Origin of the sequence: Solibacillus silvestris (genome assembly GCF_051967575.1) — a bacterium.
GTDB lineage: Bacteria > Bacillota > Bacilli > Bacillales_A > Planococcaceae > Solibacillus > Solibacillus silvestris_B.
In genome coordinates this window covers 46,350-66,963 of sequence record NZ_JBQCJW010000019.1, presented here as the reverse complement: position 1 = coordinate 66,963, position 20,614 = coordinate 46,350, and the positions used below count along the sequence as shown (strand labels likewise).

Genomic DNA, 20,614 nt, shown 5'->3' with positions numbered 1-20,614 from the left:
AAAAAACTTAATTACCACAAAATGTGTGAAAAAAATGGGTTAGGACCAAAAGAAAATATAACTTAATCGACAGTCTCGAAATTCCGTTTATTTAAAAAAATAGGTGAAATACAGCCGAAATAGACGTAGAATTTCCGCCTATAAACGTGGAAAACATGGAAATTGGCGATTTTTCTTAGGATAACCGGAAAGATTCCCTTTGTTCCGCCTTTAGCGAGGCTAATTATTCATATAACCGGAAAATTTCCGTTTATTGTACTTTCCGTGTCAGTGTTTATTGAACATTCAGAATCCCGGAAGGCGGTAATATGAAATTTTCAGTGCATCCGGAAAGCACTCGACCGCAATTTGATTTAGAATCTCTTTTTTTCAGACATTGAATTCGACTTTATGCCCTATACATAAAATAAAAATTTATAGAAGAAAGTAGGCTTAGTGATGGAGCATTTAATACAGCATTTTCGTAAAGATGAACAGCCATTTATTGAGCAAGTAATCGGGTGGCAACGCGAAGTGGAAGACCGCTATGCTCCGAAGCTAACAGACTTTTTGGATCCGCGGCAACGTTTTATCGTCAAGTCGATTATCCAGCAATCAGAGGATCTTCAAGTATTCACAGAAGGCATTTTTGACGAAGCGGAACGGAAGCGGATGTTGATCGCCCCTTCCTATTTGCAACCGTCGGAAGCCGATTTTCAAATCGTCGTTTATTCGCTCAATTACCCTGCAAAATTTGTTCAACTGCGCCATCCCGATGTATTAGGGGCACTTCTTTCAATCGGCTTGGATCGCAGCAAGTTTGGCGATATTCGACTTGCCGACAATACAGTGCAATTTGCATTGGCAACAGAAATTGCCGATTATGTACGCGCACATTTATCCGGCATCGGTAAGGTAAAAGTGCATGTGGAAGAAATAAGTGCAGCAACACCATATATACAAAATGAAGAGCAATGGACAGAAAGCTCATATACTGTTTCTTCAATGCGTTTAGATGTAGTGCTTGCGACAGTAACGAATATTTCACGGCAGAAATCGCAAAGTTTGATAAATGCAGGCAAAGTGAAAGTGAATTGGACGGTTCGTGAAGCGGTCTCCTTTGAATTGCAAGAAGGGGACATCATTTCCGCACGCGGGTTTGGACGCATGAAAGTTCTTATGACAGAAGGGCGAACGAAAAAAGATAAAATTCGTCTGCAAGTGGGGCGTTTAGAGCAAAGAGTATAAGTTCTACATTTTTTTAGTGGAAAATTGACTGAAGTTATTAAGGAAGTTCCTATAAAAATATACAGTCTTTTGCGCTATTTTGGTGCAAAATGCGATTTTATACTGAAAACATGATGTTATTCAGCTAAGAAACGATTATAATATTTTTAAGAACGTACGTAAAAGGAGAGTAGAACGAGATGCCATTATCACCTCTTGATATACATAATAAAGAATTTACACGTGGATTCCGTGGATATGCAGAAGATGAAGTAAATGAATTTTTGGATCAGATTATTAAAGACTACGAAATTATTTTGCGCGAAAAAAAAGAGCTGGAAGAAAAGGTTAAAATGATGTCCGATCAAATGAATCATTACAACTCATTGGAAGACACATTGCAAAAGTCGATTATTGTAGCGCAAGAGGCAGCAGGTGAAGTGCGCCGGAACTCTGAAAAAGAAGCTAAATTAATCGTTAAGGAAGCCGAGAAAAATGCAGACCGAATTATAAATGATGCATTAACAAAAGCGCGGAAAGTGACGATTGAAATTGATGAATTGAAAAAACAATCAAAAGTTTTCCGCAACCGGTTCAAAATGTTAGTGGAAGCACAGCTCGATTTATTAAATACGGATGATTGGGATCATTTGCTGGAATATGATGTGGATATTACAGAAATTCAGGATAATAATCGCCTTGAAAGTAATGAAGATAGCCAAAATGATGAAAATGCCGTGTATTGATAATGGGTACTTGACATTTCATGGGGCCATTTCATATACTGAAGAATAATGAATAAGATGCAATTTGCATAATGCTTTGACGGAGACAGTAAGTTTAACATTGTGGTATAGCGATTCGAGGATGGTGAAAGCTCGGACGAAGCAAGTTAAATCGAATATCACTTCTGAGCTGAATGGCTGAAACTTTCAGTAAGCCATTTCGTAGAACACGACGTTACAGTGTCTAATGAGGCTATTTTTTAGCGAATTTAGGGTGGTACCACGAGACTAATGCTCCTCGTCCCTTTTACAGGGATGGAGGGGCTTTTTGTTTTTTTAGTATTCACTTCCTTTAGAGCATAGGTTCATCATCATAAGTTTGGTAAAAATAATAGCAAAGAAAGTTGATTCGGATAAAAACCCAAATCTATGCTAAGGCGAAGAACCGACTGAAAGCCAATTGAGACGATAGATAATTAGGAGGTATATTACATGGTAGAGTATAAAGATACGTTATTAATGCCTAAAACAGATTTTCCGATGCGCGGCGGATTGCCGACAAAGGAACCGCAAGTCCAAGCCGAGTGGGATGAAATGGACATCGATAAATTAGTATTGGAGCGCACAAAGAAGCGTCCGCATTATGTATTGCATGATGGACCTCCATATGCAAACGGGGATATCCATATCGGCCATGCATTAAACAAAGTGATTAAAGATATGATCAACCGTCATAAATCGATGACTGGTTTCCATGTTCCATATGTTCCGGGATGGGACACGCACGGCTTACCGATCGAGCAGGCATTAACGAACAAAGGTGTAAAACGGAAAGAAATGTCCGTAGCGGAATTTCGCCAACTTTGTGAGGAATATGCATATGAGCAAATCGAAAATCAAAAAGCCCAATTCCGCCGTCTAGGTGTACGCGGCGATTGGGAAAATCCATATATTACATTAAAGCCGGAGTTCGAAGCGCGCCAAATCGAAGTATTCGGAAAAATGGCGGAGAAGGGCTATATTTACAAAGGCTTAAAACCAGTCTATTGGTCACCATCTTCCGAATCTGCATTGGCAGAGGCGGAAATCGAGTATAAAGATGTCGAATCGTATTCAATTTATGTAGCTTTCGGCATTAAAGACAGCAAAGGCGTAGTACCGGCTGATGCAAAATTTGTCATCTGGACAACAACGCCATGGACAATTCCGGCAAACTTAGGGATTTCGGTGAACCCTGAATTCACATATGTTGTTGTAGAAACAAACGGCAGCAAATATATTGTTGCAAAAGATTTACTGGAAAAACTATCAGCGACATTTGGCTGGGAAGATGTTCAAATCGTTCAGGAAGTACAGGGCGAACAGCTTGATATGATCGTTGCAGAACACCCAATTTATAAACGTGATTCATTAGTGATGGTTGGCGACCACGTAACTGCTGATGCAGGTACGGGATGTGTACACACAGCGCCAGGTCACGGTGAAGACGACTATCAGATCGGTAAACGCTATGGACTGGACATTTTATCACCGGTTGATAACGGTGGCTGCTATACAAATGAAGCACCTGGTTTTGAAGGATTATTCTATGAAAAAGCAAATCCGGTTGTCATTGAAAAATTAAAAGAAGAAAACGCATTACTCCATGTTTCTAAATTTACACACTCATACCCGCATGACTGGCGTACGAAAAAACCGGTAATTTACCGTGCAACACCACAATGGTTCGCATCTGTTGAAATGTTCCGCAGTGAATTATTGGATGCGGTGACAGCGACAGAATTTACACCGGCATGGGGCGAAACACGTCTTTACAATATGATTCGCGACCGTGGCGACTGGGTAATTTCCCGTCAACGTGCATGGGGTGTGCCAATTCCGATTTTCTATGCTGAAAATGGAGATCCAATTATTTCACCGGAAACGATTGCGCATGTTTCGAAATTATTCCGTGAGCATGGTTCGAATATTTGGTTCCAAAAAGAAGCGAAAGAATTACTTCCGGAAGGCTTCACACATGAAGGCAGCCCTAACGGCAAATTCACAAAAGAAAATGATATTATGGACGTATGGTTTGACTCAGGCTCTTCTCACCAAGGTGTGTTAGTTGAGCGTGGCATGAAATATCCGGCCGACCTTTACTTGGAGGGCTCTGACCAACACCGAGGCTGGTTCAACTCATCATTAATTACATCTGTGGCGATTAATGGGCATGCGCCATATAAAGGTTTATTAACACATGGCTTCGTTTTAGACGGCGAAGGACGCAAAATGTCAAAATCACTTGGCAATACGATTGACCCGATCAAAGTGATGAACCAATACGGTGCCGACATTATTCGTATGTGGGTAGCATCTGTTGACTATACGGGGGATGTTCGTATTTCGATGGATATGCTGAAGCAAGTGTCCGAAACATACCGTAAAGTGCGTAATACATTGCGCTTCCTGCACGGCAATGTGACTGACTTTAACGAAACGACTGACCGTGTTGCTTACGAAGAGTTACGTGAAATGGATCAGTATATGTATATGCGCTTACAGGATGTTGTGAAAACAATTCGTGATGCATATGAACGTTACGACTTCTCGACTGTGTACACAACAGTGAATAACTTCGTGGCGATTGAGCTTTCTTCATTCTACTTGGATATTGCAAAAGATGTTGTATATATCGAAGGAGTGGACAATAAAAACCGTCGTGCAATGCAAACGGTAATGTATGATACATTAATGGCATTAGTAAAACTATTAACACCAATTATTCCGCACACGACTGAAGAATTATGGAGCTATATCGAATTTGATGGCAAACCGCAATCTGTCCAATTAACGGATTTCCCGGAAGTCGCAGAAGGGGCAAACTTTGCTGATTTACGTACGAAATGGACGAAAGTAATCGCCATTAGAAATGAAATATTAAAGGCTTTGGAAGAAGCGCGTAATGCAAAAACAATCGGTAAATCATTGGAAGCGAAAATTTCGGTTTATGCTGATAGTGAAACTGTCGAATTATTGAATGATGCGAATATCGATTTTGCCCAGCTTTCAATCGTTTCTCAATTCTTTATCGCTGGCAGCAAAGAAAATGCGCCGGAAGAAGCGTTAGTGCTGGAGAAAATGGCATTGGTTGTAGAAAAAGCGGACGGTGAAAAATGTGAGCGCTGCTGGACAATTTCTGAAACAGTTGGTTCAGAAGAAAAGCATCCAGCATTATGTAAACGCTGTGCCGATGTTGTAGAAAACTACTACGCATAAAATTAAGAACGCTGTTGCTAATTAGGCAATGGCGTTCTTTATACCCTTTTTAGTTTTCTGAAAAATAGAAATATTAGGAGTGTACAATATTGGAACGAATAGAACAAAAGCCTTTCACTCCCGATACATTCATGCAGGGGATGAAAGATTGTATTCCGACTTTACTCGGTTATATTAGTATTGGTATAGCATTTGGCGTCGTTGGGATCGCATCCGGGATTTCAGTATTTGAAGTATTTTTACTTTCGGTGCTTGTTTATGCAGGATCGGCCCAATTTATTTTTTGCGGACTGTACTTGGCGGGAGCTCCTGTAACGGCGGTAATCATCACCATTTTTATAGTTAACTTACGGCACTTGCTCATGTCGTTGACGATTGCGCCATATTTTACAAAATATCCAACATTGCGCAATATTGGATTTGGCACATTGCTGACAGACGAAACATTCGGAGTGTCCGTTGTTACGGTTGGAAAAGAAGGGCGTCTTGGCGGAAAATGGATGGACGGCTTAAATATTACAGCGTATACGTCTTGGATTGCGGCTTGCACAGTCGGCGGAATTATTGGTCAATGGATGCCAGATCCCGAAAAATGGGGGCTTGATTATGCATTGGTTGCAATGTTCGTAGCGCTTCTCGTATTAACGCTCGCAAGTATACCGAAAGAAAAATTGATGCATTACATAAAACTTATTGCCATCATGGTCGTAAGCATGTACGGGATGCTTTACTTTATGCCGGGCCATTTAGCAGTGCTGCTATCTACACTTGTTGTGGCGACGATTGGGGTGGCAACCGAGAAATGACGACTTCAATTGGGATGGTATTGTTAATTTTAGGCTGTGCACTCGTTACATGGATACCGAGGATACTGCCATTCGTATTAGTGAAAAATATGAATATGCCAAAAATTGTTTTACGCTGGCTTGCCTACATACCGGTTTGCATATTATCGGCATTAGTAATAGAGGGCTTTTTCGAAAAAGAGGCGGCAATTGTAAACGTTCATTGGATAAATGTAATTGCTTTTATTCCGACATTACTTGTTGCTTTACTTACAAAGAGCCTTTCCAAAACAGTTATCGCCGGTGTCGTAACGATGGCCGGGTTCCGATTGCTTTTCGGCTGAAGTAAACTGGCAGCATATTTAGTTATTCATGAATAGATAAGCTTTATTATTTAAAAAAATAAAGTAGCGTATTATGGATAGCTTTTGAATGAAACGCAGAAACTTTTCTGCATAAAGTAAAACCGCCAGCGTCAAAAGTAGTACTCGCTGCTTTTGTCAGGCAATAGAGTTTTGAAAGGTGAATCCCTTTTGGCCGAATGTAGAAAAATCCATGCGTAATGTGGAACGGCCCACGTCTAAAGCAGAATCTGTTTGTCCTAATACAGAAAATCACTTACATAAAGTAGAGCGAATTGTATTAAAGGTGGAATCTGCTGCATTTATCATCTAATTAGATTTTGAAAGCAGAATTTTCTTTGCCGAAAATAGAATTTTTTTAACTTACTAAATGGGAAACAGCGCTTTATTTTTCTTGTCACTTTTCTCATATTAAAATTATCGTTTGGTCTGATAATTATGTTAAAATAGATAAGATATATCGTAAACGGAGGATTTGCTGTGTATAAATATTACGGAATAGCAATAGTTGCAGTCATTTTTGATCAATGGACAAAATGGCTGGTCGTTAAAAATATGGAGCTCGGGGAACGCATTAGTGTGTGGGATCCTTGGTTTGGCATTTTATCGCATCGTAATCGTGGTGCAGCATGGGGCATGCTGGAAGGACAGATGTGGTTGTTTACAATTATAACAATTGCAGTCATTATCGCCATTATTTATTTTAATCATACAGAAGCAAAAGGAAAGCCGCTTTTTCATTCAAGCTTAATGCTCCTTTTGGGCGGTGCGGTCGGCAACTTTATTGACCGTTTATTCCGCGGTGAAGTTGTTGATTTTGTCGATGTTTATATTCCTGTGATCAACTATCATTTCCCAATCTTCAATATTGCGGATGCAGCACTGACAATTGCTGTAGTCATGCTCTTTATTACGATCATTTTAGAAGAAAAAAAGGATAAGAAAAAGGTGAAATAATGGCAGTAGTCATATTGACGATAGAAGAATTTGCAGGGGAACGGATTGATAAGGCGCTTTCGCAAATGGAAGCAGCATGGTCCCGTTCGCAAATTGGTAATTGGCTTGACGAGGAGCGCATTTTAGTAAATGGCGCAGCCGTAAAAGCAAAGTATAAAGTAAAGCTAGGGGACGTTATTGAAGTAACTGTTCCGGAAGTGGAAGATTTAGAAATCATTCCAGAAGATTTAAATCTGGAAATCGTTTATGAAGATGCAGACGTATTAGTTGTGAATAAACCGCGCGGAATGGTTGTTCACCCGGCTCCAGGCCATACAACTGGCACATTAGTAAATGGTTTAATGCATCATTGCAAGGATTTATCAGGCATTAATGGTGTGGCGCGTCCTGGTATTGTGCACCGTATTGATAAAGATACGTCCGGTTTATTAATGGTCGCAAAAAATGATGTTGCCCATGAAAGTCTAGTGAATCAACTCGTCGAAAAATCGGTAACACGAAAATATACTGCTTTAGTGCATGGTCATATTGCGCATGAGAAGGGGACAATTGATGCTCCGATCGGCCGTGACCAGAAAGACCGCCAAAAGCAGGCAGTTGTCGATAAAGGAAAGCATGCGGTTACACATTTCCAAGTAATTGATCGCTTCGGAGAGTTTACTTTAGTGGAGTGCCGTCTGGAAACAGGACGTACACACCAAATTCGTGTGCATATGAACTATATCGGTTTCCCGTTAGCAGGTGATCCGAAATACGGTCCTAGAAAAACAATCGATTTCGGCGGCCAAGTATTGCATGCCGGTGTTTTAGGATTTATTCATCCTGTAACGAAGGAATATTTAGAGTTTGAAGCACCGCTGCCAGAGGATTTTAAACAATTATTAGAAGAACTGCGCGGATAATTTTAAATAGCCGGATCCTTTTGGGGGTTCGGCTGTTTTTTATTTAGGGTAAGTCTGTGTTGATTTTATTGGAACATTTAAGGCGGATATTAGAACATGTTGCGGTGATATAAGAAGATTTGCGCCCTTTATTAGAAAACCGGTGGAGAAGGTTTCGGTTTGAGGTTTTTTTCTGCAAGTCGAGGCTTTGAGATAGCCTAACGTGAATTTTATTAGAACATCTGCAGGGGATTTTAGAAGAAGCTCCGAGGATATTAGAACATTTTAATGCTTTATTAGAAAATCTCGAATACTTATTTGAACATTGCCCCATAATATTAGAAGATCGGACTTTTATGAGAAGATTTTGAATTATATTAGAACTTTCAACGCATTTAATAGAAAATCGCATCCTCTTCAAAGGATTATAAAAATTCACATTTTTTAAACATTAATTTTCAGATGTCTGACCTTTATGAAGCTTATTGACTTCTAAAAAAGGGTAGCATATACTAGCAACAGTGAACTACAGAACTTGACGAGAGCAAGCAGGTAGTCGCAAATTAATCTGAATATTGTTCACCTTTAATGGCAGTCCAGAGAGGCTGAGAAGGGGAAATGTGAAGCATTACGTATTTTTGTGCGCAAAAATACCAATATGCAGTTTTTCAACATGACTTTTCAAACCCTCTAGAACTTTCTAGAGGGTTTTTCGTTTGAAATTTACATTGATCAAACCCTGTGAACATGAAAAAACGAAAGGAGCAGCAATATGGAAAATTACACTGTATTACTGGATGGCCCATCGATGAACCGTGCGATTACACGGATCGCCCATGAAATTATTGAGCGCAATAAAGGTATTGATGAAGTGATTTTAGTCGGAATTAAAACACGCGGCGCATATTTGGCAAGACGCTTAGCAGAAAGAATCGAAACAATTGAAGGGAAAGCAATTCGTACAGGTGAGCTTGATATTACATTGTACCGTGATGATTTATCGCCAAAGCATGATCAGGCACAAGTTCAGCAAGTCGATATTGAACACCAAGTAAAAGATCAGAAAGTTGTGCTGATCGACGATGTTCTTTATACAGGTAGAACAGTACGCGCAGCACTTGATGCCATCATGGACTTAGGCAGACCAGCGCAAATCCAGCTTGGAGTTCTTGTTGACCGGGGCCATCGCGAACTGCCGATACGTGCCGACTATGTAGGAAAAAATATCCCGACATCAAGCGTTGAGCGTATTGTAGTCAATCTTGTAGAAACAGACAATGAAGATATTGTAACAATTCATAAATTCGAGGAATAAGTGAATACAGGGAGAGAGAAAAATGTCGAAAGCAGTATTAGATATTCATGAAAAACCTACAGTAGGACAACTGATTACATTTAGCTTCCAGCATATGTTTGCCATGTTCGGATCAACAATTTTAGTACCGAAATTAGTAGGGTTAAGCCCAGCCATTGCGCTATTAACAAGCGGAATCGCCACAATTATCTTTTTGTTCATTACACAGTTTAAAGTACCGGCATACTTAGGTTCTTCATTTGCCTTTATCTCTCCTATTCTTTTAGTAACAGGATTTGGTCAAGCAGGTGTAGAAGTAAACCCTGGCAATGCGATGATCGGGGCAATGATGGTCGGTGTGGTTTATGCAATCGTAGCATTATTAATCTGGAAAACAGGCTACAAATGGCTGATGAATATTTTACCGCCAATCGTAGTAGCACCGGTAATTATCGTTATCGGATTAGGGCTGTCAGGCACTGCGGTTGATATGGCGATGAATGTGAACGGCGAATATAACGGTCTGCATTTTTCGGCTGCTATGGTTACATTAGCGGCAGCTATTATCTTCACAGTATTCTTTAAAAATATTTTAAGTGCAATGCCCATCTTACTCGGAATCGTAATTGGTTATATTTACTCGGTGATTGTTGGAATCGTGGACTTCACAGCAGTACAAAATGCGAAGTTCTTTGCAATGCCTGACTTTTTAATACCGGGTATACATTATGACTTCCAAATTACAGGTGCTATATTCATCGGAATGGTGCCGATCGTTATCGTAACAATTTCAGAACATATCGGTCACCAGCTAGTATTGGGAAAAGTAGTAAACCGTAACTATGTGAAAGACCCTGGCTTACACCGCTCGCTTTTAGGGGATGGTCTTGGAACGCTTGCTTCGGCATTAATAGGTGGTCCGCCTAAAACAACGTATGGAGAGAACATCGGGGTACTTGCCATCACTCGCGTTTACTCGGTATATGTCATTTTAGGGGCAGCAGTCGTTGCGATTTTCGTTTCATTCTCAGGTCAGCTAATGGCTTTAATCGAAACAATTCCAACAGCAGTACTTGGCGGTATTTCAATCCTGTTATTCGGGATTATTGCATCAAGCGGTTTACGTATGCTAGTTGAAAATAAAGTGGACTTTGGAAACAACCGTAATATGGTCATTGCATCCGTCATACTGGTAGTTGGAATTGGCGGGGCAGCAATGCGCTTCACGGAAAGCTTTGCGATTGAAGGGATGGCATTAGCATCGATAATCGGTGTCATCTTGAACTTAGCATTGCCAGGTCGCGAAGCAGTAGAAAAAGATATTTACGAAACAGAAGAATAAAAAATACCTTTTAAAGATTGTCCAGAGAGGCAAGAAAGGGTATGACATGCAGAAGGGATCGTCTACAGTATGATACCTTACCTTGTCACACCCTCCAAGCCTCGCTAATGATATAGCGAGGCTTATTTATGAAGAGAGATTGTATATTTAAACAAAAAGTAGATTAAATATTCATAATGTAATAAAATAATATCAAGCTAGCATTTGCGCCGGGGCGTAATTGATATAAGCGGAGGCACCCACATGAAAAACTTATTATCGATGGAACATTTATCAAACGAAGAAATAATGATGATTTTAAATCGAGCACAGCATTTCGAAAATGGAGAAAAACCTGTGTTACCACGGGAATTTCATGTAGCGAACCTTTTCTTTGAGCCTAGTACACGTACAAAAACGAGCTTTGAAATGGCAGAGCGTCGGCTAGGATGTACGGTGATTCCGTTTGATGCGGAGTTCTCGAGCACAACAAAGGGAGAAACGCTGTACGATACAGTCAAAACATTGGAAATGATCGGAATCGATGCAGTCGTTATTCGGGATAAGGAAGATGAATATTACAACGAGCTTTTGGAAGGTATCGGATGTGCGGTCATCAATGCAGGAGACGGCGCAGGCCAGCATCCTTCCCAGTCACTGCTGGATTTATATACAATTCAAAAAGAGTTCGGACGATTTGAAGACCTGAATATTACGATCGTCGGTGATATTTCACATAGCCGTGTTGCAAAATCAAATGCGACTGCACTTACTCGTTTAGGGGCCAATGTTCGATTCCTTTGTCCGCCGGCATGGGCAGGTAATTTCGAAGCAGCACATAGCTGGGATGAAGTACTGGAAGACAGCGATGTCATCATGCTGCTGCGTATCCAGCATGAACGTCACTCTGTAAGTAAAAACTTTTCAAAAGAAAGCTACCATGCAGAATACGGCTTGACGATTGAACGTGAACAGCGGATGAAAGAATGGGCTATCATTATGCACCCGGCACCGGTAAACCGCGATGTGGAAATTGCGGATGCCCTTGTTGAATGTGGTCGTTCCCGCATTTTTGAACAAGTGCGAAACGGTGTATTTACACGAATGGCCATTTTAGAAACGATTTTGAAAGGAAGAGATCAATATGACAACAGTTATACAAAATGTGAAGCTACTCAATGAGGAAGGCGAATTAGTAGTATCTACTATTGTAATAGAAAACGGCAAAATCGCTTCGATTAATGGAGACATTCCAGCTGGCGCTAAGCTGATTGATGGTAAAGGCCATTTCGCATCACCAGGTTTTGTCGATGTACATACACACTTGCGTGAGCCTGGCTTTGAACATAAAGAAACGATCGCAACAGGCTCGGCATCTGCAGCAAAAGGCGGTTTTACAACAATTTGTGCGATGCCAAATACGAAGCCGGTACCGGATTCGGTAGAAAATATGCAGCTCATTAACGGATTGATCAAAGAAAGTGCAGTAATCCGAGTGTTACCATATGGTTCATTAACAAAAGATATTTCAGGTGAAGTTCGCACAAATATGCAAGAGTTAAAAGAACAGGGTGCAGTCGCTTTCTCGGATGACGGGATCGGAATTCAGCTAGCGTCGACAATGTACGAGCAAATGCAGCAGGCAGCACAACTCGATGCGGTTGTTGTTGCACACTGTGAAGATAATTCACTTATTTACGATGGTGTTATGCATGAAGGGAAACGCAATAAAGAGCTTGGCCTACTAGGAATTCCTTCCATTTGCGAGTCTGTACAAATTGCTCGTGATGTACTGCTGGCTGAAGCGGCCGGTGCACGATACCATGTATGCCACGTGTCGACGAAAGAATCAGTACGTGCAGTAAGGGATGCAAAAGCAGCAGGGATTAAAGTGACTGCGGAAGTTTGTCCACACCACCTCTTATTAGAGGAAATGGATATCCCATCAGATGATGCGAACTGGAAGATGAACCCGCCATTACGCGCTGCAGATGATAAAGATTCACTGCATGCGGCACTCTTGGACGGTACGATTGACTGTATCGCGACAGACCACGCACCACACACAGCAGAGGAAAAATGCTGCGGCATGGTTGGTGCGCCATTTGGAATCGTTGGTTTTGAGACAGCATTTCCGCTACTGTATACAAACTTTGTAGAGACAGGAAAATGGACATTAAAGCAGTTGGTCGACTGGATGAGTGTAAAAGCAGCCCAAATTTTCGATCTTCCATACGGAACATTGGAAGTTGGAGCTTCAGCGGATCTCGTACTAATCGATTTGGATAAGGAACAGGCAATCGATGCAGAAGGTTTTGTTTCTAAAGGACGCAATACACCATTTAACGGATGGACAGCAAAAGGATGGCCCGTAGTAACGATGTTTGAAGGCAATATTGTATATCAGGAGGCAGAATAATGAAAAAGCGGTTATTAATTTTAGAAGATGGCACTGTATTTACAGGGACTGCATTTGGAAGCGACAAAGCAAGTCAAGGAGAAGTTGTATTTACAACAGGGATGACAGGCTACCAGGAAACAATTTCTGACCCATCATTTTACGGGCAAATCGTTACATTAACATATCCGTTAGTCGGGAATTACGGCATTAACCGTGATGACTTTGAAGCAATCACTCCTGCAATCCGCGGTTTTGTAGTACGTGAATTGGCAGATCAACCATCAAACTGGCGCTCGGATATGTCATTGGGGGATTACTTGGCAGCACAAAATATCCCTGGCATTGAAGGAATCGACACACGAAAATTAACGCGCATTATTCGTGCAAAAGGAGCGGTACGAGCGATTTTAACAGAAGCAGATGCCGAAGTGGATGTTGAACAAATCGTCACTCAATTACAGGAAACACCTTATATTACCCACCATGTCCGTGAAGTATCGCCAAAAGCGGCATATCCATCACCAGGGCGCGGAAAACGTGTAGTTCTGATCGACTTTGGAATGAAGCACGGAATTTTACGCGAACTGAACAAGCGCGACTGTGATGTATTGGTCGTACCGTACAACACAACAGCTGAACAAATTCTGGCGATGCATCCGGATGGCATCATGCTGTCAAATGGTCCAGGGAACCCGGAAGATGTAACGGAAGGAATCGAAACAATTAAAGGACTAATCGGAAAAGTGCCAATCTTCGGTATTTGTTTAGGGCACCAGCTGTTTTCACTAGCTTGTGGGGCAAAATCGTTTAAATTGCCATTCGGTCACCGAGGCGGAAATCACCCAGTAAAAAATCTGCGTACTGGCCGCACGGATTTAACGAGCCAAAACCATGGCTATGCAATTGATATCGAGTCATTAAAAGATACTGATCTAGAGTTAACGCATGTCGCTTTAAATGATGGAACTTGTGAAGGGGTACGCCATAAGAAATATCCGATTTTCACTGTGCAGTACCACCCGGAAGCGTCACCTGGTCCGGAAGATTCAAACTACCTATTTGACGAATTTATCGAAATGATGGAAATCGAAGCAGCAAAGGAGAACCACCATGCCTAAACGTACAGATATAAATACAATTTTAGTAATCGGCTCAGGCCCGATTGTCATCGGTCAAGCAGCGGAATTTGACTATGCAGGAACACAAGCATGTCTTTCATTAAAAGAAGAGGGCTATAAAGTAATTTTAATCAACTCGAACCCGGCGACAATTATGACGGACACAGAGATCGCAGACAAAGTATATATCGAGCCAATCAGCCTTGAATTTGTATCACGTATTTTACGTAAAGAGCGTCCTGATGCCATTCTTTCTACATTAGGTGGTCAAACAGGATTAAATATGGCAATCGAGCTTGATGAGTCAGGCATTTTAGATGAACTAGGAATTGAAATTTTAGGTACGAAACTCGATGCGATTCATAAAGCTGAGGACCGTGACTTGTTCCGTAACTTAATGTATGAACTTGGTGCACCGGTTCCAGAGTCAGATATTATTCATAACATGGAAGAAGCGAAAGCATTCGTTGCAAAAATCGGTTATCCGGTAATCGTTCGTCCGGCTTTTACACTTGGCGGAACAGGCGGCGGAATTTGCTATAACGATCAGGACTTACAGGAAATTGTTACGTCTGGTTTAAAATACTCTCCTGTAACACAATGTTTACTGGAAAAATCAATCGCAGGCTTTAAAGAGATTGAATATGAAGTAATGCGTGATGCGGCGGATAATGCAATCGTAGTATGTAATATGGAAAACTTTGACCCTGTAGGTATCCATACTGGTGACTCGATCGTTGTAGCACCAACACAAACATTATCGGATCGTGAAAACCAGATGCTGCGTAACATTTCACTCGATATTATCCGTGCCCTAAAAATCGAAGGCGGCTGTAACGTTCAGCTGGCATTGGATCCTTACTCATTCCAATACTATGTAATCGAAGTAAACCCGCGTGTATCGCGTTCATCTGCACTAGCATCAAAAGCGACAGGCTATCCGATTGCGAAGCTTGCAGCAAAAATCGCAGTAGGACTTACACTGGATGAGATTAAAAACCCTGTTACAGGTTCAACATTTGCATGCTTTGAGCCGGCACTTGACTACATTGTCGCTAAAATTCCACGTTGGCCATTTGATAAGTTCGAATCGGCAAAACGTAACCTGGGCACACAAATGAAAGCGACCGGGGAAGTAATGGCACTCGGCCGCACATTTGAAGAAGCGATTTTAAAGGCAGTCCGTTCATTGGAAACCGGCCATGTCCATATTGAAATGAAAAATGCGGATGATTTAACTGATGTATGGATTGAAAAGCGTATTAAAAAAGCAGGGGATGAACGTCTATTCTTCATCGGTGAAGCGCTTCGCCGCGGTGTAACACCGGAAAAAATCCATGAATGGTCTGCAATTGACCTGTTCTTCTTAACGAAGCTGAAAAAAATTGTGGATATGGAAACAACATTGGCAGAAAACAAAGGCGATCAGGAAATTTTACGCACAGCGAAACGACTAGGCTTTGCAGATAAAAAAATTGCGCAGCTTTGGGAAATGGAAGAGCAGGCGGTTTATGAATTCCGTAAAGAGCATGGCATTATTCCAGTATATAAAATGGTGGATACATGTGCGGCGGAGTTCGAATCGAATACGCCATACTTCTACGGTACTTACGAGGAAGAAAATGAATCAATCCGTACTGACAAACCATCTGTTGTTGTACTCGGCTCAGGTCCGATCCGCATCGGTCAAGGTGTAGAGTTCGACTATGCAACAGTTCACTCAGTATGGGCAATTCAGGAAGCGGGCTATGAAGCGATCATCATTAACTCAAATCCAGAAACGGTTTCGACGGACTTCTCGATTTCGGATAAATTATACTTCGAGCCATTAACGATTGAAGATGTAATGCATATAATCGATCTGGAGCAGCCAATCGGCGTTGTTGTACAGTTCGGCGGGCAAACAGCGATCAATTTAGCGGATAAGCTGGAAGCGAACGGTGTGAAAATTTTAGGAACGACACTTGAAGATATCGACCGTGCGGAAAATCGCAATAAATTCGAAGCGGCATTACAAGAACTGAAAATTCCGCAGCCTCCTGGTGATACAGCAACATCAGCTGAAGGTGCGATGAAAATAGCGGAAGGTTTAGGGTTCCCTGTATTAGTTCGCCCATCCTATGTACTTGGCGGCCGTGCAATGGAAATTGTTTATAACATGGAAGAGCTTGCTCACTATATGGGGAATGCAGTAGAAGCATCACCGGATCACCCTGTATTGGTCGACCGTTACTTAACAGGACAGGAAATTGAAGTCGATGCCATTTGTGATGGTGTAAATGTGCTGATTCCAGGGATTATGGAGCATGTTGAGCGTGCAGGGGTGCACTCAGGTGACTCAATCAGTGTATACCCACCGCAAAAATTGACAGATGCCCAAAAAGAAACATTAGTAGACTATACGACACGCCTAGCGAAAGGCCTCGGCATTGTCGGGCTGATGAATATCCAATATGTAATGAGCGAAGGCGAAATTTATGTAATTGAAGTAAATCCACGCTCAAGCCGTACTGTACCGTTTTTAAGTAAAATTACAAATATTCCAATGGCAAATATCGCGACAAAAGCGATTCTTGGACAATCGATCATTGAACAAGGCTATCCAACAGGGCTTGCAAAAGAACAGCAAGGCGTATTCGTAAAAGTACCGGTATTCTCATTCGCGAAATTACGCCGTGTCGACATTACATTAGGGCCTGAAATGAAATCAACAGGGGAAGTAATGGGGAAAGACGCAACATATGAAAAAGCGTTATATAAAGGCTTCGTAGCAGCGGGTATGGAAATTAAAACACATGGTACCATCCTGTTCACTGTATCTGATAAAGACAAAGAGGAAGCGATTAATTTAGCGAAACGCTTCTCGACAGTCGGCTACCGCATTGTGGCAACGGAAGGTACAGCAAAAACATTTGAAGCAAATGGCATTAAAACAGACATCGTTGAAAAAATCGGCGGTAAAGGCAAAACATTGATCGATATGATTCAAAATGGTGAAGCCCAATTAGTTGTCAATACATTAACAAAAGGGAAACAGCCTGCGCGCGATGGCTTCCGTATTCGTCGTGAATCTGTTGAAAACGGCGTACCTTGCCTAACTTCACTGGATACAGCAGAAGCAATGCTGCGTGTAATTGAGTCAATGACATTTACAGCAGAAGAAATGCCGAAAGCGGAGGTAGTACACTAAAATGATCCGTCAAGAGAAAATGACTGTTATAGCGCAAAAACAGATTGCGACGAACATTTTCGAATTGACACTAAGAGGACAACTGGTTCAGGACATGACGCCTGGCCAGTTTGTTCATGTAAAGGTGTCGGATACATTCGAGCCATTGTTGCGTCGACCAATCAGTATTGCCAATGTAGATAAAGAAAAAAATGAATTTACGATGATTTACCGTGCAGAAGGGCGCGGCACGAAATTCCTTTCCGGAAACTGTAAAGGGGAAATCGTCGATGTGCTAGGCCCGCTCGGAAATGGTTTTCCGACAGAAGCAGCGCAACAAGGTCAGACAGCGCTTTTAGTAGGCGGGGGAATCGGTGTACCTCCATTGCACGAACTATCGAAGCAATTAAATGCACGCGGTGTGAAAACAATTCATGTACTTGGATTCCAGTCAGAGGACGTTTGTTTCTATGAGGAGCAGTTCACAGCAATGGGCGACACTTATTATGCGACAGTAGATGGTTCGAAAGGGACAAAAGGTTTTGTCACAACTGTATTTGATGAAGTGAACCCCCAGTTTGATGTTTTTTATGCATGTGGCCCATTGCCGATGCTGCGTGCATTGGAAGGCCACTACCCGGAAAAAGAAGGCTATTTATCATTTGAAGAGCGTATGGGTTGTGGCATTGGTGCATGTTTTGCCTGTGTATGCGCTACAGCCGGAAACTATGAAAAAGACTATGTAAAAGTATGCTCGGATGGACCAGTATTCCCGAAAGGAGTTGTCGCATTATGAGCCGATTAAATATAGAACTACCGGGATTGGAACTGAAAAATCCGATTATGCCCGCCTCAGGCTGCTTCGGTTTTGGGCGGGAATATGCACAGCTTTATAATTTATCGAAGCTTGGGGCAATTATGATTAAAGCGACAACCGTTGAAACTCGTAAAGGGAATCCGACACCTCGTGTAGCAGAAACATCCGCTGGAATGCTGAATGCAATCGGTTTACAAAATCCGGGCATCGAAAAAGTTATGGCAGAAGAATTGAAGTTTTTGGAAGGCTTTGATGTACCGATTATCGCAAATGTTGCAGGAACAGAAGTTGCGGATTATGTAGAAGTTGCAGAACGTATTTCAAAAGCGCCAAATGTAAAAGCGCTGGAATTAAATATTTCATGCCCAAACGTAAAATGCGGTGGTATCCAATTTGGGACAGATCCAGCAACAGCTGAACAATTGACAGCTGCTGTAAAGGCAGTTTCAAGCGTTCCGGTTTATGTAAAATTATCGCCGAATGTAACGAATATTGTCGATATCGCCAAAGCTGCCGAAGCAGGAGGGGCGGACGGAATTACGATGATTAATACACTTGTCGGCATGCGTTTGGATGAGCGTACAGGAAAGCCGGTCATAGCAAACGGGACGGGCGGGTTATCCGGCCCTGCAATTAAACCTGTCGCAATCCGTATGGTCTACGATGTGTACAAAGCGGTGAATATCCCGATTATCGGCATGGGCGGAATCACCTGTGCACAAGATGTCATAGATTTCATGTCTGCAGGTGCATCGGCCGTTGCAGTTGGTACAGCGAATTTCGTCGATCATTTCGTATGTCCGACGATCATTGATGAATTGCCGGCAAAATTGGATGCTTTAAATGTAGCGCATATTGCAGAAATTATTGGAAGGAGCCACCGCTAATGTTTAATAAAAAACCGATTATTGCTTTGGATTTTCCAAGCGAACCTGATGTCATGAATTTTTTGGCGCAATTTGAAGAAAAGTTATTTGTCAAAATCGGGATGGAGCTATATTTACAGGAAGGTCCGGACATCGTTCGCAAGGTGAAAGATGAAGGACATAATATTTTCCTGGATTTAAAGCTGCATGATATTCCGAATACAGTAAAATCGGCAATGAAGGGCTTGGCGCGCCTCCATGTAGATTTAGTGAATGTCCATGCTGCAGGTGGCCGTGCCATGATGGAAGGGGCTATAGAAGGTTTGGAAGCCGGTACTGAGGCAGGGAGAACGCGTGCTGACCTCATTGCAGTCACACAGCTGACATCGACGACAGAACCGCAAATGCAAGCAGAACAGGGGATTCCTTTGTCGCTTAGCGAATCGGTTTTACAATATGCAACATTAACGAAGCAAGCAGGACTAAACGGTGTCGTATGCTCAGTACATGAAGCACAGGCAATCCGCAAAGTTTGCGGCGATGACTTTTTGCGTGTGACACCAGGTATACGCATGCTCGGCGGGGACGCACATGACCAAAAGCGTATCGCTACACCTGATGGCGCAAAAAAAGATGGTTCATCACTGATTGTAGTAGGTCGTGCTGTTACAGCCGCAGCCAATCCAGTGGTTGCTTATAAAGAAGTTTGTAAATTATGGGAGGAAAACTAATGTCATTACAAAACGAAATCGCGCACGCAATGTTAAAAGTGGGAGCTGTCGAGTTGAATCCGACGCAGTTATTTACATGGGCTTCCGGCATTAAATCGCCTATATATTGCGATACACGTTTAACTATTTCTGATCCAGCTATCCGCAAACAGCTAGCAAATGGTTTGGCTTCTTTGATAAGCGAAAATTTTGAGGGCTGTGAAGTTGTTGCAGGCACGGCAACAGCGGGGATTCCCCATGCCGCATGGGTGGCGGACATTTTGCAATTGCCTATGGTATATGTGCGTTCAAAAGCAAAGGAACATGGACGCGGCAACCAAATTGAAGGGAAATATTCAAAGGGCCAAAAAGTTGTCGTGGTGGAAGATATCGTCTCGACAGGAGGTTCCTCGATAACGGCAGTGGAAGCCTTAAGAGCAGCTGGCTGTGAAGTTTTAGGGGTTGTATGTGTATATACATATAATTTGCCGAAAGCGGAGGGAGCGTTTGAAGCAACAGGTGTAAAATATATTTCTTTAACGAATTTCGATTGCTTAATCGATGCGGCTAAAGAATCAGGGTCTATTCAAGAAACGGAAATTCCATTCTTAAAAAACTGGCATAAAGACTTGAAAGAAGGTAGTTTGAAATAAAAAAATATTAAAATAATTCAAAAACGTGTGAAGTTATAAAAAATTATTCTTTACACGTTTTTGCTATAGTTATATAATTCCTTTATAAATT

17 protein-coding genes and 1 other annotated feature are annotated in these 20,614 nt (G+C 41.9%); all 17 genes read left to right on the top strand.

All coding sequences use genetic code 11. From position 1 onward, the window contains the following. Window positions 1-438: 438 nt before the first annotated feature. The 17 genes from ACTHOQ_RS12565 to pyrE all read left to right on the top strand — a co-directional run bounded on the left by ACTHOQ_RS12565 (window position 439) and on the right by pyrE (window position 20,523). Window positions 439-1,227 carry a YlmH family RNA-binding protein gene (locus tag ACTHOQ_RS12565; protein WP_440496489.1) on the top strand — a complete coding sequence of 263 codons (789 nt, stop codon included), beginning with the start codon at window positions 439-441 and terminating at the stop codon, window positions 1,225-1,227. Between the two features lie 179 nt (window positions 1,228-1,406). Next, window positions 1,407-1,952: a DivIVA domain-containing protein gene (locus ACTHOQ_RS12560; protein ID WP_440496488.1), complete on the top strand. Its 546-nt coding sequence runs from the start codon at window positions 1,407-1,409 to the stop codon at window positions 1,950-1,952. 67 nt (window positions 1,953-2,019) lie between these two features. Next, window positions 2,020-2,240 (top strand) — a binding site (T-box leader). A gap of 183 nt (window positions 2,241-2,423) precedes the next feature. Continuing rightward, window positions 2,424-5,189: an isoleucine--tRNA ligase gene (gene ileS / locus ACTHOQ_RS12555; RefSeq protein WP_440496487.1), complete on the top strand. Its 2,766-nt coding sequence runs from the start codon at window positions 2,424-2,426 to the stop codon at window positions 5,187-5,189. A gap of 131 nt (window positions 5,190-5,320) precedes the next feature. Next, window positions 5,321-5,995: an AzlC family ABC transporter permease gene (locus tag ACTHOQ_RS12550; RefSeq protein ID WP_440496491.1), complete on the top strand. Its 675-nt coding sequence runs from the start codon at window positions 5,321-5,323 to the stop codon at window positions 5,993-5,995. Continuing rightward, window positions 5,992-6,318: an AzlD domain-containing protein gene (locus tag ACTHOQ_RS12545; protein WP_440496486.1), complete on the top strand. Its 327-nt coding sequence runs from the start codon at window positions 5,992-5,994 to the stop codon at window positions 6,316-6,318. The genes ACTHOQ_RS12550 and ACTHOQ_RS12545 overlap by 4 nt, the downstream gene beginning before the upstream one ends. Before the next feature lie 498 nt (window positions 6,319-6,816). Next, window positions 6,817-7,293, top strand: a complete 477-nt coding sequence (gene lspA / locus ACTHOQ_RS12540) for a signal peptidase II (RefSeq protein ID WP_440496485.1) — start codon at window positions 6,817-6,819, stop codon at window positions 7,291-7,293. Next, window positions 7,293-8,195 (top strand): RluA family pseudouridine synthase, encoded by a 903-nt coding sequence (locus ACTHOQ_RS12535; protein WP_440496484.1) that lies wholly within the window; start codon window positions 7,293-7,295, stop codon window positions 8,193-8,195. Before lspA ends, ACTHOQ_RS12535 begins: the two co-directional genes overlap by 1 nt. 751 nt (window positions 8,196-8,946) lie before the next feature. Continuing rightward, window positions 8,947-9,489, top strand: a complete 543-nt coding sequence (gene pyrR / locus ACTHOQ_RS12530) for a bifunctional pyr operon transcriptional regulator/uracil phosphoribosyltransferase PyrR (protein ID WP_440496483.1) — start codon at window positions 8,947-8,949, stop codon at window positions 9,487-9,489. A gap of 22 nt (window positions 9,490-9,511) precedes the next feature. Further along, a complete protein-coding gene (locus ACTHOQ_RS12525; RefSeq protein WP_440496482.1) occupies window positions 9,512-10,810 on the top strand; it encodes a solute carrier family 23 protein in 1,299 nt (432 codons plus the stop codon). A 243-nt stretch (window positions 10,811-11,053) separates the two neighbouring features. Continuing rightward, window positions 11,054-11,971, top strand: coding sequence for an aspartate carbamoyltransferase catalytic subunit (locus ACTHOQ_RS12520; RefSeq protein WP_440496481.1), 918 nt, complete (start codon window positions 11,054-11,056; stop codon window positions 11,969-11,971). After that, a complete protein-coding gene (pyrC, locus tag ACTHOQ_RS12515; protein WP_440496480.1) occupies window positions 11,934-13,208 on the top strand; it encodes a dihydroorotase in 1,275 nt (424 codons plus the stop codon). The genes ACTHOQ_RS12520 and pyrC overlap by 38 nt, the downstream gene beginning before the upstream one ends. Next, window positions 13,208-14,308 (top strand): carbamoyl phosphate synthase small subunit, encoded by a 1,101-nt coding sequence (locus tag ACTHOQ_RS12510; RefSeq protein ID WP_440496479.1) that lies wholly within the window; start codon window positions 13,208-13,210, stop codon window positions 14,306-14,308. Before pyrC ends, ACTHOQ_RS12510 begins: the two co-directional genes overlap by 1 nt. Beyond that, window positions 14,301-17,498: a carbamoyl-phosphate synthase large subunit gene (gene carB, locus ACTHOQ_RS12505; RefSeq protein ID WP_440496478.1), complete on the top strand. Its 3,198-nt coding sequence runs from the start codon at window positions 14,301-14,303 to the stop codon at window positions 17,496-17,498. The genes ACTHOQ_RS12510 and carB overlap by 8 nt, the downstream gene beginning before the upstream one ends. A gap of 1 nt (window position 17,499) precedes the next feature. Next, window positions 17,500-18,273 (top strand): dihydroorotate dehydrogenase electron transfer subunit, encoded by a 774-nt coding sequence (locus ACTHOQ_RS12500; protein WP_440496477.1) that lies wholly within the window; start codon window positions 17,500-17,502, stop codon window positions 18,271-18,273. Beyond that, window positions 18,270-19,181, top strand: a complete 912-nt coding sequence (locus tag ACTHOQ_RS12495) for a dihydroorotate dehydrogenase (protein WP_440496476.1) — start codon at window positions 18,270-18,272, stop codon at window positions 19,179-19,181. The genes ACTHOQ_RS12500 and ACTHOQ_RS12495 overlap by 4 nt, the downstream gene beginning before the upstream one ends. Beyond that, window positions 19,181-19,891, top strand: coding sequence for an orotidine-5'-phosphate decarboxylase (gene pyrF / locus ACTHOQ_RS12490; protein ID WP_440496475.1), 711 nt, complete (start codon window positions 19,181-19,183; stop codon window positions 19,889-19,891). The genes ACTHOQ_RS12495 and pyrF overlap by 1 nt, the downstream gene beginning before the upstream one ends. After that, on the top strand, window positions 19,891-20,523 hold the full coding sequence (gene pyrE / locus ACTHOQ_RS12485; protein ID WP_440496474.1) for an orotate phosphoribosyltransferase: 633 nt from the start codon (window positions 19,891-19,893) through the stop codon (window positions 20,521-20,523). The genes pyrF and pyrE overlap by 1 nt, the downstream gene beginning before the upstream one ends. Window positions 20,524-20,614: the final 91 nt, after the last annotated feature.

Excerpts from the sequence above, each read along its gene's own strand:
- ACTHOQ_RS12565 (WP_440496489.1), top strand. The coding sequence starts at position 439 with ATGGAGCATTTAATACAGCATTTTCGTAAAGATGAACAGCCATTTATT.
- ACTHOQ_RS12560 (WP_440496488.1), top strand. The coding sequence starts at position 1,407 with ATGCCATTATCACCTCTTGATATACATAATAAAGAATTTACACGTGGA.
- ileS (WP_440496487.1), top strand. The coding sequence starts at position 2,424 with ATGGTAGAGTATAAAGATACGTTATTAATGCCTAAAACAGATTTTCCG.
- ACTHOQ_RS12550 (WP_440496491.1), top strand. The coding sequence starts at position 5,321 with ATGCAGGGGATGAAAGATTGTATTCCGACTTTACTCGGTTATATTAGT.
- ACTHOQ_RS12545 (WP_440496486.1), top strand. The coding sequence starts at position 5,992 with ATGACGACTTCAATTGGGATGGTATTGTTAATTTTAGGCTGTGCACTC.
- ACTHOQ_RS12535 (WP_440496484.1), top strand. The coding sequence starts at position 7,293 with ATGGCAGTAGTCATATTGACGATAGAAGAATTTGCAGGGGAACGGATT.
- pyrR (WP_440496483.1), top strand. The coding sequence starts at position 8,947 with ATGGAAAATTACACTGTATTACTGGATGGCCCATCGATGAACCGTGCG.
- ACTHOQ_RS12525 (WP_440496482.1), top strand. The coding sequence starts at position 9,512 with ATGTCGAAAGCAGTATTAGATATTCATGAAAAACCTACAGTAGGACAA.
- ACTHOQ_RS12520 (WP_440496481.1), top strand. The coding sequence starts at position 11,054 with ATGAAAAACTTATTATCGATGGAACATTTATCAAACGAAGAAATAATG.
- pyrC (WP_440496480.1), top strand. The coding sequence starts at position 11,934 with ATGACAACAGTTATACAAAATGTGAAGCTACTCAATGAGGAAGGCGAA.
- ACTHOQ_RS12510 (WP_440496479.1), top strand. The coding sequence starts at position 13,208 with ATGAAAAAGCGGTTATTAATTTTAGAAGATGGCACTGTATTTACAGGG.
- carB (WP_440496478.1), top strand. The coding sequence starts at position 14,301 with ATGCCTAAACGTACAGATATAAATACAATTTTAGTAATCGGCTCAGGC.
- ACTHOQ_RS12500 (WP_440496477.1), top strand. The coding sequence starts at position 17,500 with ATGATCCGTCAAGAGAAAATGACTGTTATAGCGCAAAAACAGATTGCG.
- ACTHOQ_RS12495 (WP_440496476.1), top strand. The coding sequence starts at position 18,270 with ATGAGCCGATTAAATATAGAACTACCGGGATTGGAACTGAAAAATCCG.
- pyrF (WP_440496475.1), top strand. The coding sequence starts at position 19,181 with ATGTTTAATAAAAAACCGATTATTGCTTTGGATTTTCCAAGCGAACCT.
- pyrE (WP_440496474.1), top strand. The coding sequence starts at position 19,891 with ATGTCATTACAAAACGAAATCGCGCACGCAATGTTAAAAGTGGGAGCT.